Source organism: Serratia sp. CoH_122_TC_1 (assembly GCF_058191755.1).
In genome coordinates this window covers 292,755-308,017 of the sequence record NZ_JBXWLA010000001.1, presented here as the reverse complement: position 1 = coordinate 308,017, position 15,263 = coordinate 292,755, and the positions used below count along the sequence as shown (strand labels likewise).

Annotated in this window: 18 protein-coding genes; 7 read left to right on the top strand and 11 right to left on the bottom strand. The window is 53.9% G+C overall.

Translation table 11 applies throughout. The annotated features are described in order from the left end of the window. Nucleotides 1-30 precede the first annotated feature (30 nt). The gene (locus tag AC2FC2_RS01350; protein ID WP_209634140.1) at nt 31-654 is read left to right on the top strand and encodes a TetR/AcrR family transcriptional regulator; all 624 of its coding nucleotides are present in this window, start codon (nt 31-33) and stop codon (nt 652-654) included. On the opposite strand, the gene AC2FC2_RS01345 is transcribed toward AC2FC2_RS01350, so the two are convergent. The 4 genes from AC2FC2_RS01345 to AC2FC2_RS01330 all read right to left on the bottom strand — a co-directional run bounded on the left by AC2FC2_RS01345 (nt 651) and on the right by AC2FC2_RS01330 (nt 4,615). After that, entirely contained in the window at nt 651-1,217 is a 567-nt protein-coding gene (locus AC2FC2_RS01345) for a GNAT family N-acetyltransferase (protein WP_265557161.1), read from the bottom strand. The genes AC2FC2_RS01350 and AC2FC2_RS01345 overlap by 4 nt on opposite strands. Nucleotides 1,218-1,597: 380 nt before the next feature. Further along, nucleotides 1,598-3,025, bottom strand: coding sequence for an alkaline phosphatase (gene phoA, locus AC2FC2_RS01340; protein ID WP_490658666.1), 1,428 nt, complete (start codon nt 3,023-3,025; stop codon nt 1,598-1,600). A 135-nt stretch (nt 3,026-3,160) separates the two neighbouring features. Next, nucleotides 3,161-3,868 (bottom strand): glutathione S-transferase N-terminal domain-containing protein, encoded by a 708-nt coding sequence (locus AC2FC2_RS01335; RefSeq protein WP_209632403.1) that lies wholly within the window; start codon nt 3,866-3,868, stop codon nt 3,161-3,163. A 63-nt stretch (nt 3,869-3,931) separates the two neighbouring features. Further along, nucleotides 3,932-4,615, bottom strand: coding sequence for an ArsR/SmtB family transcription factor (locus AC2FC2_RS01330; RefSeq protein WP_490658595.1), 684 nt, complete (start codon nt 4,613-4,615; stop codon nt 3,932-3,934). A gap of 121 nt (nt 4,616-4,736) precedes the next feature. Here AC2FC2_RS01330 and AC2FC2_RS01325 point away from each other — a divergent pair, with 121 nt between their 5' ends. Then, nucleotides 4,737-5,084 carry an antibiotic biosynthesis monooxygenase family protein gene (locus AC2FC2_RS01325; protein ID WP_490658594.1) on the top strand — a complete coding sequence of 116 codons (348 nt, stop codon included), beginning with the start codon at nt 4,737-4,739 and terminating at the stop codon, nt 5,082-5,084. A gap of 31 nt (nt 5,085-5,115) precedes the next feature. Here AC2FC2_RS01325 and AC2FC2_RS01320 read toward each other — a convergent pair whose 3' ends face one another. After that, a complete protein-coding gene (locus AC2FC2_RS01320) occupies nt 5,116-5,850 on the bottom strand; it encodes an isochorismatase family protein (RefSeq protein ID WP_490658593.1) in 735 nt (244 codons plus the stop codon). Between the two features lie 131 nt (nt 5,851-5,981). Here AC2FC2_RS01320 and AC2FC2_RS01315 point away from each other — a divergent pair, with 131 nt between their 5' ends. Then, on the top strand, nt 5,982-6,869 hold the full coding sequence (locus tag AC2FC2_RS01315; protein ID WP_209632407.1) for a LysR family transcriptional regulator: 888 nt from the start codon (nt 5,982-5,984) through the stop codon (nt 6,867-6,869). Nucleotides 6,870-7,068: 199 nt separating this feature from the next. Continuing rightward, the gene (locus AC2FC2_RS01310; protein ID WP_490658592.1) at nt 7,069-7,569 is read left to right on the top strand and encodes a P-loop nucleotide/nucleoside kinase family protein; all 501 of its coding nucleotides are present in this window, start codon (nt 7,069-7,071) and stop codon (nt 7,567-7,569) included. Nucleotides 7,570-7,618: 49 nt separating this feature from the next. Here AC2FC2_RS01310 and AC2FC2_RS01305 read toward each other — a convergent pair whose 3' ends face one another. The 4 genes from AC2FC2_RS01305 to AC2FC2_RS01290 all read right to left on the bottom strand — a co-directional run bounded on the left by AC2FC2_RS01305 (nt 7,619) and on the right by AC2FC2_RS01290 (nt 9,819). Continuing rightward, the gene (locus tag AC2FC2_RS01305) at nt 7,619-8,125 is read right to left on the bottom strand and encodes a GNAT family N-acetyltransferase (RefSeq protein ID WP_209632409.1); all 507 of its coding nucleotides are present in this window, start codon (nt 8,123-8,125) and stop codon (nt 7,619-7,621) included. A gap of 58 nt (nt 8,126-8,183) precedes the next feature. After that, entirely contained in the window at nt 8,184-8,441 is a 258-nt protein-coding gene (locus AC2FC2_RS01300) for a YjhX family toxin (RefSeq protein ID WP_209632410.1), read from the bottom strand. Nucleotides 8,442-8,671: 230 nt separating this feature from the next. Continuing rightward, entirely contained in the window at nt 8,672-9,142 is a 471-nt protein-coding gene (gene cynS / locus AC2FC2_RS01295; RefSeq protein WP_209632411.1) for a cyanase, read from the bottom strand. 23 nt (nt 9,143-9,165) lie between these two features. Continuing rightward, the gene (locus tag AC2FC2_RS01290; protein ID WP_209632412.1) at nt 9,166-9,819 is read right to left on the bottom strand and encodes a carbonic anhydrase; all 654 of its coding nucleotides are present in this window, start codon (nt 9,817-9,819) and stop codon (nt 9,166-9,168) included. Nucleotides 9,820-9,933: 114 nt separating this feature from the next. Here AC2FC2_RS01290 and cynR point away from each other — a divergent pair, with 114 nt between their 5' ends. Continuing rightward, a complete protein-coding gene (cynR, locus tag AC2FC2_RS01285; protein ID WP_209632413.1) occupies nt 9,934-10,815 on the top strand; it encodes a transcriptional regulator CynR in 882 nt (293 codons plus the stop codon). A gap of 38 nt (nt 10,816-10,853) precedes the next feature. Here the strand turns inward: cynR and AC2FC2_RS01280 are convergent, their stop codons facing one another. Beyond that, a complete protein-coding gene (locus tag AC2FC2_RS01280; protein ID WP_265557152.1) occupies nt 10,854-11,771 on the bottom strand; it encodes a LysR family transcriptional regulator in 918 nt (305 codons plus the stop codon). 89 nt (nt 11,772-11,860) lie between these two features. Between AC2FC2_RS01280 and AC2FC2_RS01275 the strand changes: the two genes are divergently transcribed. Both AC2FC2_RS01275 and AC2FC2_RS01270 read left to right on the top strand, forming a co-directional pair. Then, on the top strand, nt 11,861-12,670 hold the full coding sequence (locus tag AC2FC2_RS01275) for an isocitrate lyase/PEP mutase family protein (protein WP_490658591.1): 810 nt from the start codon (nt 11,861-11,863) through the stop codon (nt 12,668-12,670). Nucleotides 12,671-13,065: 395 nt separating this feature from the next. Further along, nucleotides 13,066-13,827, top strand: coding sequence for a bestrophin-like domain (locus tag AC2FC2_RS01270; RefSeq protein ID WP_265557150.1), 762 nt, complete (start codon nt 13,066-13,068; stop codon nt 13,825-13,827). 109 nt (nt 13,828-13,936) lie between these two features. Here AC2FC2_RS01270 and AC2FC2_RS01265 read toward each other — a convergent pair whose 3' ends face one another. Continuing rightward, nucleotides 13,937-15,244: an MFS transporter gene (locus tag AC2FC2_RS01265; RefSeq protein WP_490658590.1), complete on the bottom strand. Its 1,308-nt coding sequence runs from the start codon at nt 15,242-15,244 to the stop codon at nt 13,937-13,939. Nucleotides 15,245-15,263: the final 19 nt, after the last annotated feature.

Genomic DNA, 15,263 nt, shown 5'->3' with positions numbered 1-15,263 from the left:
GGCAGTTTTTTGTTCAAAGGACGATGCATGATGAATGATAAGCAAAAAAAATCGCCCGCATTGCGGCGTAAACCCAGCCAAACGCGCAGCCGGGAAAAGGTAAAATTGATTCTGGATTGTGCGACTGCACTGATCGCCGCGCAGGGCAGCGATGCAATGCGCATGAGTGAAGTGGCGCAGAATGCCGGTATTTCTATCGGGGCGCTGTATCAGTATTTCCCGGATAAAACGGCGATCGTCCGCGTGTTGGCACAAGGTTATAACCAGGAAGCGCGTGAATGTATTGAACAGGGGCTCGTCCAAGTCCAGTCGTTACCCCAGCTAATTGAAGCGTTTAACTGCCTGATCGATGAATATTATGCGTTGTTTCTGGCTGAACCTGTCATGCGGGATATCTGGGCAGCGACACAGGCCAACAAGACTCTGCGCGAAGAGGAAGTGGCGGAAAGCCGGCTGAACGGGGCATTGCTGGCAGCGGCGATACGTCGACTGCGGCCGCAAGCGGATCCTGCATCGGTTGAGCATGCTGCCTTCTTGTTGATGCATTTGGGGGAAGCCACGATGCGGCTCGCGGTGAGTACCGGCCCGGATGAGGGCCGCGAGTTGGTGGCGAGTTATAAACAGATGGCGGCAAAGATGCTGGCAGATGCCTAAAGCTTGTCTTGCACCAATGCCTGATTCCACTCTTCAGCCAGCAGAGCGTAAATCAGCTCATCACCCCACTCACCGTTGAAGCGATCATTTTGTCGTAGGTGCGCTTCTTTACGCATTCCCAAACGTTCAACCACGCCGATCGAGCCACGATTGGCGGCATCGAGACGGGCAAAAATACGGTGAAAACCCACTTGGTTAAACCCGCGCTCCAGGACTGCCCGTACGGCCTCAATGGCATAGCCCTTACCCGCATAGGCCGGGTTGAAGATATAGCCAATCTCTCCTTGTAACGCGGCGCGATTGGCCAGCTTTAACAGGACTTCACCGATCAGATCGCCGCTGTCTTTCACCGTGACGGCACAGTAAAAAACGTCGCCGTCTTTGCTAAAGCGCGAAGCCACTGCATCGGCAAGCAGGTCGGCCAGTTGCGCGTCGTTGGGTGTTGGCGCGTACAGGTACCGATAAACCTCTGGCAAGCGATGGTAAGTTGCATAGGCATCGAGATCGGCAGGCGTAAAGCGGCGCAGTTGCAGACGTTCTGTGGCGAAGGGCAAGGTGATCACATTCAAAAATAGCTCCTTATTGTTGGGCAGGCTGACACCGGTTTTTCAACAAGCGGGGTAAAAGTTTTTGCAGGGTTGGACCAGCGGTCATGATACTCAGAGCAGTCACTTGCAGCTCAACGTTGCCGGGAGTGATCGGGCCTTCGAGAATGAGGCTTAGCCTGCCTGATATCACAGACAGAATCAAAACCGATTTTCACCGAGAGACGGCATGAAAGCAAACAAGGAACCAGCCCAACGGAGTAACGCCATAAAGAGTTCTTCTCATAAGCGAAAATGGCGCTTCACTATAGCAGCCGCAGGGGGGGAAAGGGTAAAGGCCCCATTCACCGCCTGAAATACAAGGGATGAATGGGGGGCAGATTTAGCCAGCCACGGGCTTACTTAATCGCCATGGCGTCACGCATGGTATAGAACAGATCGGTTTGATCGGTTAGCCCAACCACGTTGGCGGCATGTGGGCCGTAGGCGGCGACCCGCAATTGTGTGCCGGTGTGCCCCTGAGAATCTTCTTCTGAATTCCCGTAGCTGATGGTCATTGGCGCACCCTCTTTGGTGGTCAGCATTTGCGTCAGACCGGGGGCCTTGGCATCGGCAGCGATAATCTGGCTGGAGTGGGCATGGTCAGCGGTGACGATCACCAGGGTATTGCCATCGGCACGGGCGAATTCCAGCGCTTTTTGTACGGCCTCATCCAAATCGACAGTTTCACCAAATTGACCGCATGGGTTAGCGGCATGATCTTGCTTGTCGATCGACGCCCCTTCAACCTGCAAGAAGAAACCGTTTTGATTGGTTTTCAGCAGATCGATAGCTTTTTCTGTCATGGCTGCCAGCGTTGGGATATCCGCAGTGCGTGCCGGGTTGTTTTCGCAGGTTACCGCCGGTTTGTCGATATTGCCGTGATAGGTGGCTTTCGGCCCTTGCCAGCGAACGGGCATATTACCGCCGGCAAACAGCCCCAACAGCGGTTTTTGCTGATTAGCCACGCTCACGGCGTTCAGGGCATCGAGGTTCTCAACCCATTGATAACCAAGTGCCGTTGCTTGGTCTTTCAGTGATTTTCCTTTCCACTCGCCGCTTTTCGCGAGCTGATTAAAGGATTTGGCACCTCCGCCGAGCGTGACGTCGGCGCGGGCTTTGAGTAACTGCTCACTGATGGAACCACGGCCACCGTTTTCCAGCGCGTTGGTTGCGCATTTTTCGCTGGTCTCTTCCGGGCCGTAGCATTTACGCGAGGTAACGTGAGAAATTTGTGCTGCCGGCGTAGCGTCTTGCAGTTCGGCAGTAGAGACGTTGCCCGTGGCTTTACCCGCAGCTTTGGCAATCTCTAACAGCGTCGGCTGATCTTTACCGTTGACGTCGACGCCGAGAGCCCCGTTATAGGTTTTAACACCACTCGACCATGCGGTCGCTGAGGCGGCGGAGTCGGTGACATAGTCGGGTTTGTGGGTTTTTTTATCGAGTGAGTAATGGGTATATTGGCCGGTCAGCGGCAGGGCATCGATGCCTTTAAAATAGCCGCCTGCACCTTCGGCATAGTTACGTGCCGAGGTAATTTCAGAATCACCCATGCCATCGCCGATCAGCAAAATCACGTTTTTGGCCGTTGTGTTGGACAGTGACGCTTTCAGTGCCGCGGTTTGGTCGCCGCTCAGTCGGCGTGCGCCACCAGGCTCGACGATGTCGCCGCGTGCTGCACGCTCGGAAAGGCTTGCGGTATTGACGGTGGTGTCATCGGCGAAGGCGGTGGCACACAGTAAGGCGGATAACACGGCACCGGCGATCAGGGAAACGGAATGCTGTATGGGGGAAAGCTCCTTGTCGTAATATAACAACATAATTAGCATCAATTTGTTACGTAAGGAGGGTAGAGCAGGTGCGTGACACTTTTATGACGGGAGTGAGAATGGGATAGCCGGGTGGCTATCCCAGGCAATAAATTATGCGTTGCGGGCGGGGATATTCAAACCGCGCTGCACTGCCGGGCGTGCCAGACCACGCTCCAGCCATTGTCCCACGCGTGGGAAACTGTCGAATTCAACCAGCTCGCGGGCTTCATAGAAGCCGATCAGATTACGCACCCAACCCAGCAGTGAAATGTCGGCGATGCTGTAATCCTGGCCCATGATCCAATCACGGCCTTCCAGTCGGCTTTCCAGCACGCCGAGCAGGCGCTTGGATTCATTTGTATAGCGTTCTAATGGGCGCTTATCCTCATATTCGCGGCCGGCGAATTTGTGGAAGAAACCAAGTTGACCGAACATGGGGCCGACCGCCGCCATCTGGAAGAATACCCACTGAATAGTTTCATAACGCAGGGCAGGATCCTGCGGCAGAAACTTCCCGCTTTTCTCCGCCAGATATAACAGGATGGCGCCGGATTCAAACAGGGCCAGCGGTTTGCCATCAGGACCATCGGGATCGATGATCGACGGGATTTTGCCGTTCGGATTCAGCGACAGAAATTCCGGTGTCCATGTCTCGTTCTTGCCGATATCAATCAGGTGCGGTTCATAAGGCAGACCTATCTCTTCCAACATGATGGAAACCTTGACGCCGTTGGGCGTAGGCAGAGAGTAAAGTTGTAGCCTTTCAGGATGCTGGGCGGGCCAGCGTTTGACGATCGGGAATTGGGTTTGATCGATCATGAAGAGTCCTCGGGTTGACGTTGTGCTTTCTCAGTATTGCAGCAAAGCTAACGCGGCGCAGGGTTAGAGCGTGATATCAAAATGTGCTTTCAGCACTTTTTTACCGGCGGGGGTGAGTTGCAATTCGCGGCTATCGAGTTGGCGTCGGATCCAACTGCGTTCGATAAATGTATTGAGCAACGCGGCACCCAGTGCGCCACCAAGATGGGCTTTACGTTCGCTCCAGTCCAGACAGCCGCAGGCGAAACGCCGCCGGGAAAGTGCCGCAGAACAGTCAACGCCCAACTGAGTTAAAGCCGTCCGGCCCATATCACTCAACCGGTAATGTTCGTCGCCTTCCAGCCAGCATAGCTGGTGCAAACGATCGTGCAATTTTACCGCGATTTCACCGGCCATATGGTCATAACAGGTACGGGCGAACTGCAGGGACGTTGGGGTACTGCTTTTTACGATGGGTTTTTCGACACCGGCCAGTGCCATCAGCGTTTCCAGCGCGGCTGCGACCGCCGGCCCGGCCAGACGGAAATAGCGATAGCGCCCCTGCTTGATACACAGGATCAATCGCTGCTCCAGCAGGCGCGCCAGATGGCCGCTGGCGGTAGAGGCCGCCACTTCAACCGCAGCACTGAGCTCCGTTGCGGTGTAGACACGCCCATCCATCAGCAGGCACAGCATACGTGCCCGGGTTCGGTCGGCAATGGCGGCAGTCAGCGCTGCCAAACGGTCTTCAATATGGATGTCATTCATACTTCGAGCTTAGGCGAAGTATCGCAGTCAGTCTAGCGCTAGGATGTGTCTTCACACCGGCCTGGCGTGAGGGAAACCTCATGGCAGTTTGCCCTGAATTTACCTCTGACAGGAGCACATTATGATTGCCGTTATTTTTGAATTGCAGGCTGCCGACGGGCAACGTGAAACCTACCTTAATTTGGCTGCCGAACTGAAACCGCTGTTGGCGGAAATTGACGGGTTTATCTCCATTGAACGTTTTCAAAGCCTGGCCGATCCGCAGCGGTTGCTGTCGCTTTCCTTTTGGCGTGATGAGGCGGCAGTTCAACAGTGGCGCAACATCGAACAGCATCGGGCTGCGCAGGCGCGTGGGCGCCAGGACGTGTTGGCTTACTATCGCCTGCGGGTAGCAGAAGTGGTGCGCGATTATGGCCTGGATCAGCGGGAACAGGCCCCTCAGGACAGTCGCGGCTATCACGTCGGTTAAAAGCCCGCCTAAGCGGGCTATCAGGGCGCGATTATTTGGCTTCGCTGCCGACGTTCATTGCGCCAGCGTAGTTTGCCCCCATGCCCCAACTGGCGCCATGTTCACTGGCAATCTTTAAAACTCCGCCGGCCGTGTTTTTGTGGCTCCAATCCTGCTGCCATTCCAGCATCAGCGCCACCCAGTTTACCGGTGTGGCTCCGGCCTGAATCAGTCGCTGCATCGCATTGTGTTGAGTATCTGCGGTGATATCCCCGGTGACGTCCGACAAAATGTAGACTTCGTAACCTTCTCCCAGTGCAGACAGCGCCGGCAACATGACGCAACTGGCCGTCCACAGGCCGCCAATAATGATCTTCTTGCGACCAGACTGCTTGATTTGTTCCAGTACCCGAGGATCTTGCCAGACGTTAATCGCGGTGCGGTCATACACTTTCAAATCAGGGCGGGCTTGGGTTACCTGCTGAAAAAACGGGCCAGCAAAGCTTTTGGCGTTAGCTGAGGCCAAAATGGTGGGCACATTAAATATCTTGGCTGCTTTGGCGATGCCCGTGGCGTTGTTCACCAGGTTGGTCTGATCAATAGAGGAGATGGTCATGCCGAACATGTCTTGCAGATCGACCATCAATAACAGGCTGTTTTCGGCAGTCAGGGGTTGAACGTAACCAGCTTGACGCGTTGCGGTGTTTGCTGTCGGTTGCGCCAACGAGGCGAGCGGTGTTGCTGCGCAGCTCAGGCCGAGCAGCAGGGTGATGAGGGTCTTTTTCATTTTGAACTCCTTGATGATCAACTTATTGATTTCACTTCACGTTATGAAGTGGCTGATCTGGAGTTTACTGATGTTGTTTAGGTTAATAATCTGTGGTTTATTTAATTTATAATTAACTTTTTGGAAATTATATGGACGTTTTACTGGCGATGCGGGCATTCCGCCGAGTGGTTGAACGCAACAGTTTTTACAAGGCAGCCGAGGACTTGTCGGTAACACCCGCGGCCCTCAGCAAGCAGATCAAGCAGTTGGAAACTCGGTTGGGCACGGTGTTGATCGCGCGCACCACGCGTACCATGAGCCTGACCGAGGCGGGACAGCTGTATTATCAGGAGGCGTGTCGGTTATTAGCAGAGTTTGATGCGCTGGAGCAGTCGGTTGCTGATACGACTCAACGGGTGGCCGGCACGTTACGTGTCAATGCGCCGCTGTCATTTGGCCTGATGGTGTTATCACCCTTGTTGCCGCAATTTATGCAACGCTACCCTGAACTTCAGGTTGAACTGACGCTGGATGACCGAGTGTTGGATGTGGTGGCGGCGGGTTTTGATATTTCTCTGCGTATTCGCCGCCATTTACCGGATTCTTCTCTGAGTGCCCGCGCCCTTGCCGAGGTACAGCAACGGATTTGTGCTGCACCGGCTTATCTGGCGCAATACGGCACACCGCAGTCGTTGGTGCAGTTGCAGCAGCATCACTGTCTGGCATATTCATTAGCCGAAAAGCCTGGGCATTGGCATTTTACGTTGGGTGAAGAAGATATGAGCGTGGTGGTCAAACCGCGGTTCACTGCAAATAACAGCCTGATGCTGCGCGATATGATTGGCGCAGGGCTAGGCATTGGTTCGTTGCCATCATTTGTCGCCGATCCCGAGATTGCTGCAGGTCGGTTGGTGCGATTATTCCCGGATAGTGTCAGCCACACCCATCAACTGTTCGCGGTGTACCCGACGCGTCGCCATGTTCAGCAAAAAGTTCGGCTGTTTGCCGATTTTATCCGTGACACCTGGTGCGCTTAGCGCGTTTCTTTGATCGTTGACAGCCTGGTCCTTTTGTCATATTCATAACTGATGAACAGAAGCCTTTTTTCATTCGCGCAGATTATTATCACCATTCTCAGAGTGGTGGGATAGCGCGTCTGTTTTAAGCGAAACCCCGCCAGTCAGGCGGGGCAAAAAGGTCCTCCGACTGGCAATATAATATCCCCAGGAGGCACTTATGAAGAATCATCCCCCCGCCGTTTTACACCTGATGTGCGGTAAAGCCGGTTCCGGCAAGTCAACATTGGCGAATAGCCTGGCACAGCAAACCGATACATTGTTGCTGGTTGAAGACAGTTGGTTGGCGACGTTGTATGAACAACAGATGGCGACCCTGCAAGACTACGCCCGTTATTCAGCTCGCTTACGCCAGGCGTTGAGTGAGCACATTGTGCAACTGCTGGCTAATGGGCTGTCTGTGGTACTGGATTTCCCGATGAATACGCCGGATCGCCGGCTGTGGGCCAGGCAATTAGCCGATCGGGCCGGCGTTGACCATTGCCTGCATTTTTTGGAAGTGAGTGATGCGCAGTGCAAGAGCCGGATAAAAATCAGAAATGAGCAGGGCGATCATCCTTTCGTGTTAACCGAAGAGGCATTTGATCTGCTCACTCAATATTTTGTGGGGCCTTCGGAAGAAGAACGATTGACCATTGTCCGTTATGGCGATCAAGCGTAAACACCCTGTGTTAAGGCAGGCCCTGATTCGGGCACTGCCTTATGTAGCGTTATACCGTAGCGTCAAATGCACAATGGAAAGTGACCGTGCCCTGCGGGAATGGGCCACTGAATGACAGAGCCTGGAAATACTCAGCTGGAATGCCCGGCAGTGTCAGACCTGCCTGTGCCATGAAACCAAAGCGGCCGTAGTAACCTGGATTGCCCAGCACCACACAACCCGCTCCGCTGCTTTCTTGCAGTTCGGTCAACAGTTGGCGGATCAATTGGCTGCCTATCCCCTGATTCTGGTAAGCCGGCAGCACCGAAACCGGCGCCAGTCCGTACCAGCCTTTCTCGCCGTTGCTGATCGTTACCGGTGATAAGGCGGCGTGCCCAATCAGTATGCCATCCCGCTCGGCAACCAAAGATAAGGATAAGGCACCGGCACGTCGCAGCGCGTTGACAATAAACTGCTCCGTATGGCTGCTGTGCTCCTCACTCAAAAATGCGGCAGCGGTCAGGGCTTCGATGGCGCAGATGTCGCCCGATTCTTCATGACGAATAATAAAAGTCATAACAGTCTCCAAATAAGAGTGAAACCGGCCAAAGCCTAGGCCTGACCGGTAAAAATGATTAGCGATTATCCAATTGCGCACGTACGGCTTTCAGCCCGGTGATAGTTACGCGATAAGGGCGTCCCTGGCGGGAAAGGATCATGCGTTTGGTTTTGAGTTTGGTAAAGATGGGTAGAGAGCAATCGGCCAGGCCTAGCCCTTCGCGGGTAAAGCATTGAACGTGGGTCACACGACCCGCGTTATCACGGGTGAACGCGATATAACCACCTTTAGCCAACACGTGCAGCACGCGTTGTTCCGCTTTGGAAATGTTCATGTTGAGAAATCCTGCAGTAAACCCAGATACACGCATCCCCACGCAAATGCGTGTCGGATACGTCAGAACCTCCTGCCAAAACGGCAAGGAAGTGACTATCGGGTCGCTACAATCTCCAACATACAGGCCTCGGGTAGTGAAAAACGCCAGAAAGGCGTTAGAACGCAGTTAATTTAGCCAAGGATTGTCGGGTTGTCAATTTGCCGGTGGGGGCCACCGGCAATGGGCTATCAGAAAGGTTTAGTGGGCAGGTATTTGCCGTCCAGGGTGATCACGGCACGTTCGCCACCGTCCGGGTCCGGCACTTTTTTGATGTCCAGTTTGAAGTTGATCGCGCTGATAATGCCGTCGCCAAACTGTTCATGCACCAGGGCTTTCAGCGTGGAACCATAAATCTGCACCATTTCGTAGAAGCGATAAATGGTCGGATCGGTCGGTACACCGCCAGGGATGCTGCCGCGTAGCGGGATGGTTTGCAGCAGACGTACGGCGTCTTCGTCCAGATCGAGCTTAGCGGCAACGGCGCGGGCAGCCTGTTCTGGTAGCGGGTGCTGTCCCAGCAGCGCCGCGGTGACAAACGCCAGGCTCAGGCCGGTACCTTCATTAATCGCTTCGAAGGTCAGGTTTTTGCGGATCTTGGCGTCCATAATGATGTCGGTTAAGGCTTCACGTGAAGATGAGTGATGCAGTGACTGTGTCATATTGTCTCCTTTAATAAATGAAATTAAAAACGGGCTACGGCAGGGGTTGCCGTGACTTCAGGATTAGTGGCTAACGGAATAAAGCGTCGGGTTTCACCATCCAGCGCTTCGATGCAGCCGCTGGCGATGTCGTAAACCCAGCCGTGCAGCTTCAATCGCCCCTGTTCAAGCGCCAGGGCAACGGAAGGGTGGGTTTTAATATTGGTCAGTTGCGCGATGACGTTCTCACGGACCATAGCACTGACGCGTTCCCCTTCGGAGGCATGCGGATAAGCCTGATTGACCACCTTGGCGGAATCGGCGTAGCGCAGCCAGTTTGCTACGGTCGGCATATGATCCAGGCACTGGCAAGTGGCAATCGCCGTCATCGCGCCACAGTCGGAATGCCCGCAGATCACGATATCTTCCACGCCGAGCGCAGAGACGGCATATTCCACTGATGCGGAGACGCCACCCGGCTCGGGGCCGAACGAAGGCACAATATTGCCGGCATTGCGGATCACAAACAGGTCGCCAGGTTCACGCTGGGTAATCAGTTCCGGCACCAGACGGCTGTCAGAACATGAGATAAACAGGGTGCGCGGGCTTTGTTGGGTAGCCAATTGCTGGAACAATGCCGTACGTTCGACGAATGCTTCGCGCTGGAACTTCAGAAAACCCTCGATCACTTCTTTCATATTTTCTCCATCGGGTTGCTGTTAAGCGATGGATGCATCATGCGCCGTACTGGCTATAGGGTCTAAGACCCATTTATAATGATGGCCATAGGAATTACCAATAGTAGGTGCGCTATGCTGTTACGACACATCCGTTATTTTCTCGCCGTTGCCGAGCAGGGTAATTTCACCCGCGCGGCCGAAGTGCTGCATGTCTCCCAACCCACGTTATCGCAGCAAATCAAGCAGTTGGAAGAGCAACTAGGCACCCCCTTGTTTGATCGCACTGGACGCGCGGTACGTTTGACCGACGCCGGCGCGGCCTGGATGCGCTATGCCCGGCTGGCATTGCAAGATCTGGAGGCAGGAACGCGGGCAATTCATGATGTGGCGACATTGGAACGCGGTAGCCTGCGGTTAGCCATGACACCCACGTTTACCGCCTATCTGATTGGGCCGGTTATCGACGCTTTTTATCGGCGTTATCCGGGCGTTTCGGTGAGTATTCATGAAATGACGCAGGACAGGATTGAGGCGCAGTTGGCGGAAGATCGGTTGGATTTGGGCATTGCTTTCGGCCAGGCGCAATCGGCGGATATTGAAGCAGAGGATTTGTTTAGCGAGTCACTGAATATGATGGTTGGGACTCATCATCCGCTGGCTCAACAGCGCGAACCTTTGTCTGCGCAAGCGTTCGAACAGCAGCCGTTGGTGTTGCTCAGTGAGGACTTCGCGACTCGTCAGTTTATCGACGATTATTGCCAGCGGCTGGGCATTCGTCCCCGAGTGGCGATGGAGGCCAATGCGATTGGCGCCATCATTGACATTGTGCGCCGTAGCCAACTGGCGACCTTGCTGCCGGCGGCGATTGCCTTAGAAAACCCACAGTTGCACCCGGTATCACTTATTGACGCCATGCCTGTGCGCCAGGTGGTATTGCTGCAACGCAAGGGTGCCTACCGTAGCGCAGCGTCGCAGGCGTTTATCGAGGTTTTGCATCGGCAAAATTTTATGTAGGGATGTCCGGGTATGCTGGCTAACCTGGCGGTCGCAAATCACGGGATCCTGGCGGTTTGCAGACAGAGTTCCTGCTGCCATCGCAGAGTCAAGAAATCAACCAGAGCTCGCGCTGCCGGCCCCACGGGCCCCGGCGGATAAACGGAATATACCCCGGTCTCTCTGCCAGCCCATTTCGGCAATACCTGCACCAACGCCCCCAAATGCATGGCATCGGCCATGGTCACTGCGGAATGAAAGGCGATGCCTTGTCCGTCGAGGCAAAATTGCTTAACAGCATCACCATTGTCCGCACGCATTCGGCCCTTGGGGCGAAAAACGGTTTCACCCGCAGGACCAAACAGGCGCCAGTTATCGCCGTCGTGGCTTGCCGTCGATACCAGACAAGCGTGCTGTTGCAGTTCTTCCAGATCGGTTGGTTCGCCAAATTGTTGCAGATAGCGCGGTGAGGCAACCAGAATACGACGATTATTGAGAAGCTTACGCGCGACCAAACTCGAATCCGGCAAACGACCGATGCGGATAGCCACCGCCACGCGTTCCGCGACGATATCGACATAACGGTCGGTCATCAGCAGGTCTACGCGTAATTGGGGATATTGCACCATAAAGGACGACAGATGCGGTGCCACATGGAGGCGGCCAAAAGACAACGAAGTGCTGAGCCGTAGCGTTCCCCTTGGCTGGCTTTTTTCATCGCGCATGCGCTCATAAGCGATGCGTAATTGCTCAAGGGCGTTACTGCAATCAATGAAATAACGTTGTCCGGCGTCGGTGAGTGACATTGCGCGGGTGGTGCGATTGATCAGCAACATATCAACCTGCTGCTCAAGTTTCTTGACCAAGCGGCTAACTGCGGAAGGGGTCATACTCAGCGCTTGCGCCGCCTTAGCGAAGCTTTGGTGTTCCGCCACTGCGACAAAGGCTTTCACCAGGTGTAAGGAAGGCTCTTCCATTCGTTCTCCTAAGGAATGAATGTCTGAAATTCGTGGCTATTATCATCCATATTGGCGGTGGTTAGAATGCGTTTTTTCGGGAGAATTTTATGGACCTCAATAATAACGCCACCGTTTTTGCCCATTTACACCGTCAACCTCATCCATTGCGGCTACCCAATGCCTGGGATGCCGGTAGCGCATTACTGATTGAAAGCCTTGGCGCCGCGGCGATTGCGACAACCAGCGCCGGCGTTGCGTGGTCATTGGGCTATCGCGACGGAGATAAATTGCCGTTGGAGCTGCATCTTGCAAGTATTGCTTCGATAGCACGCGTGATTAACGTACCGCTCAGTGTCGACATTGAAGGTGGCTATGCCACGGCGCAACACAGCCTTGAACGTGTAGTAGCACGTTTTATTGATGTCGGCGCGGTCGGTATCAATATTCAGGATGGCGCGGACCAGCCGCAAACGCTATGTGAAAAAATTGGCCTGGCGCGCAAAGTAGCGGAACGTATGGGCGTCAAACTTTACATCAATGCCCGTACGGATGTTTACGCGCGCAATTTGGTACCAGCCGCCATGCAGGTGGATGAAACGTTGGCACGTGCCAAATTGTACCGCGACGCAGGGGCGGACGGCCTGTTTGTTTTAGGGGTGACCGATCCGCAGGCCATCCGTGAAATTTCCGACAATACGGAACTGCTGCTAAACGTGATCGCCTGGCCCGGTCTTTTGCCTGCCGATCAGCTTGCCGCCCTGGGGGTAAGACGGGTCAGCGTCGGCTCATGGATCCCGCAAACGTTATGGTCGCACACCGCAAAATTGACCACGGATTTTCTTACGGATGGCGGTTCCGAACCCTTGTTTAGCGACGCGGCACCCTATGCACGCATCAATGGCTGTTTTCCTGATTGAGCCATCGCTCTATTGAGAATAGAAACGGGCTACGCCAGTGATTTTAAGCGTTACGTTAACCCCAAAAGATGAACCAAGCCGACGCCAAGGCAAATTAATGAGCTGAGGATAATAAAACGGTTGATCCTGCCGGTCCGCGTAAGGCGAAAGGGCCGGCAGCCCAACCCGAGGCGCTTAGCGTATGGAAATAACATTAATCTTAGGGTGTGATATGACACCTTAATAGCAGAAAGGAAAATAGAGAATAAGTGACAGCCTGAGGTTATTAACTTACTCATCATGGGTTAGATACAGAATAATAATATTATCTTTTGCAATCAGGTTGACGAGTTTCTTTTGTGCAACTATTACTAATAAATATTGATGAATCAATAACTCAGCAACGAGGCGAGCATATGGAGCAAATTCTCCGGCATCCTCTGTTTTTGTTTTTAGCGCTTTTTGCCCTGATGTCGCTGGGGTCTTTGGGAAGTATTTTTCTGCTCAGAAGGAAAAAACGCCTTGATGGTGCAGAGTTGGATGATTTTAACCTTGTGCAAGGAGCGACCTTGACGCTGTTGGCGTTGCTGATTGGTTTTAGTTTTTCTATGGCCATTAGCAGATACGATCAGCGGAAAAACTATGAAGAAGAGGAAGCCAATGCCATAGGTACCGAATTTCTGCGGGCCGATTTGGTTTCCAGCGACAGGCGCGAAAAGATCCGCAGTTTGCTAAAACACTATGTCCAGCTGCGAATAGACTACTACCAGACACGCGACGTCAAAGCTCTGGCGGCGCTTGCCGAACAGACCAATGGGCAACAGGCGCAGCTGTGGGCGGAAATCCAGCAGGCGGCAAAAGAGCAGGCGACACCCATTGTCGCGCTGGCGGTGTCAGGCATGAACGATGTGATCAATACGCAGGGTTATACCCAGGCCGCATGGTTGAATCGTATACCGGTTTCCGCCTGGATCTTGCTGATCGTGATTGCGCTGATTTGTTGCATGCTGGTGGGATACAGCGCTCGGAGCCAGGTAGGGAAAAGCATTTTCCCGCTGGTGCTACCGGCAATGGTGGCTTTATCGATGGCGATGATCGCCGATATTGACACCCCCCGAGGAGGATTAATCAGAGTGGTACCGCAGAATCTGCTTAGCCTGCAGCAAAGCTTGCCTTAGTGATATCGACGGTACTGTTGCTGCGCTGCGCCAGCCCGAATCGATGATTCAGGCTGGCGCCACGGTAAGCCAGCGTGTGATGGCTAGGGTCAGGTCGTGAACTTTCCCCTCAGTCTTTGTGCCTTTCTCTGAACAGGGTGGTTGCAATCAGGCTAATCGTCAGCATACCGGTGACGTACCACGCTGGAGCCAGCGGATTGCCGCTCACATCCAGCAGCCAAGTGACGATAAGCTGTGCCGAGCCGCCAAACAGCGTCACGCCAAAAGCGTATATCATCGAGGTGCCGGTGGCGCGGACGTGGCGCGGTAGCGCTGAGACGATCAGCATGGTACTTGTTAACATGTTGATGCCCAGAGCGCCGATCAGCAGGATGCGGATAACGATGGCTAACCATAGATACTCGGCGGAACCCAAAAACCAAAAGGTCGGGTAAATCAGCACCAATGAGGCAAAAATCGAGAGAATCAGCGGTTTTTTGTAGTTTTGCACGTGATCCACATAGCGGCCAGCGTAATACACGGCGATGATTTGCACTATGGAAGCGACACAGCTGAACAGGTAGGCGACAGGACCTGCGATGTGATAGGTCTGCATCATATAGGTTGGCATATACAGCAGCACAATATAAACCATCACCGTGCCGGACATGATAATCAGCACGCCCAGCAGCAGGTCTTTGACGTGGTTACGCAGCAAATCCAGCACCGGGTTTGTCGAAGGGTGTTTTTTATCGGGTGCTTCCCCACTGTAGGTTTCTTCCAGGTGTTTACGGATATACACGCCGGCAGGAATGATCAGTAGGCCGATAATAAAGGGCACGCGCCAGCCCCAGGAGTAGAGTGCTTCTTCTGAGAGAAAATAGGTTAACAACAACCCGAAAGAGGCACCCAGCAGGGCGCTGATACCTTGGCTAATCGCCTGCCAACTGACAAAGAAACCGCGCTGATTGGCGCCGGCAGACTCCAACAACAAGGTCGTGGCCGAACCGACTTCACCACCGGCAGCAAAGCCCTGAATGAGTCGCCCTACCACAATCAGTATGGGGGCGAAGACGCCAATCTGCGCATGGGTGGGGGCAAAGGCAATCAAAGCGGTACCGACGCCCATCAGGACGATGGTCATCAACATGGCTGCCTTGCGCCCGACGCGGTCAGCATAGGCGCCCAAGACCATGCTGCCCAGCGGCCGCATAATAAAACCGACGCCGAAGACCGCCACCGACATTAATAAAGACCCGTAGGCGCTGTCGCTAGGGAAATACAGCTTACCGATAATAGCGGCAAAGAAGCTGTAGACGGTGAAGTCGAAGATCTCCAACCCGTTGCCCAGGCTGGCACCGAAGATGACTTTATAATTAACCGCCTTCTTTTCGGCGGTTTGATTCTCGGATAACGCGTTTTCTGCAGTGTTCATCATTATCTCTCGTGATAGGTTT

Coding starts and splice junctions, on each gene's coding strand:
- AC2FC2_RS01350 (WP_209634140.1), top strand. CDS start 31: ATGAATGATAAGCAAAAAAAATCGCCCGCATTGCGGCGTAAACCCAGC.
- AC2FC2_RS01335 (WP_209632403.1), bottom strand. CDS start 3,868: ATGATCGATCAAACCCAATTCCCGATCGTCAAACGCTGGCCCGCCCAG.
- AC2FC2_RS01330 (WP_490658595.1), bottom strand. CDS start 4,615: ATGAATGACATCCATATTGAAGACCGTTTGGCAGCGCTGACTGCCGCC.
- AC2FC2_RS01325 (WP_490658594.1), top strand. CDS start 4,737: ATGATTGCCGTTATTTTTGAATTGCAGGCTGCCGACGGGCAACGTGAA.
- AC2FC2_RS01320 (WP_490658593.1), bottom strand. CDS start 5,850: ATGAAAAAGACCCTCATCACCCTGCTGCTCGGCCTGAGCTGCGCAGCA.
- AC2FC2_RS01315 (WP_209632407.1), top strand. CDS start 5,982: ATGGACGTTTTACTGGCGATGCGGGCATTCCGCCGAGTGGTTGAACGC.
- AC2FC2_RS01310 (WP_490658592.1), top strand. CDS start 7,069: ATGAAGAATCATCCCCCCGCCGTTTTACACCTGATGTGCGGTAAAGCC.
- AC2FC2_RS01305 (WP_209632409.1), bottom strand. CDS start 8,125: ATGACTTTTATTATTCGTCATGAAGAATCGGGCGACATCTGCGCCATC.
- AC2FC2_RS01300 (WP_209632410.1), bottom strand. CDS start 8,441: ATGAACATTTCCAAAGCGGAACAACGCGTGCTGCACGTGTTGGCTAAA.
- cynS (WP_209632411.1), bottom strand. CDS start 9,142: ATGACACAGTCACTGCATCACTCATCTTCACGTGAAGCCTTAACCGAC.
- AC2FC2_RS01290 (WP_209632412.1), bottom strand. CDS start 9,819: ATGAAAGAAGTGATCGAGGGTTTTCTGAAGTTCCAGCGCGAAGCATTC.
- cynR (WP_209632413.1), top strand. CDS start 9,934: ATGCTGTTACGACACATCCGTTATTTTCTCGCCGTTGCCGAGCAGGGT.
- AC2FC2_RS01280 (WP_265557152.1), bottom strand. CDS start 11,771: ATGGAAGAGCCTTCCTTACACCTGGTGAAAGCCTTTGTCGCAGTGGCG.
- AC2FC2_RS01275 (WP_490658591.1), top strand. CDS start 11,861: ATGGACCTCAATAATAACGCCACCGTTTTTGCCCATTTACACCGTCAA.
- AC2FC2_RS01270 (WP_265557150.1), top strand. CDS start 13,066: ATGGAGCAAATTCTCCGGCATCCTCTGTTTTTGTTTTTAGCGCTTTTT.
- AC2FC2_RS01265 (WP_490658590.1), bottom strand. CDS start 15,244: ATGATGAACACTGCAGAAAACGCGTTATCCGAGAATCAAACCGCCGAA.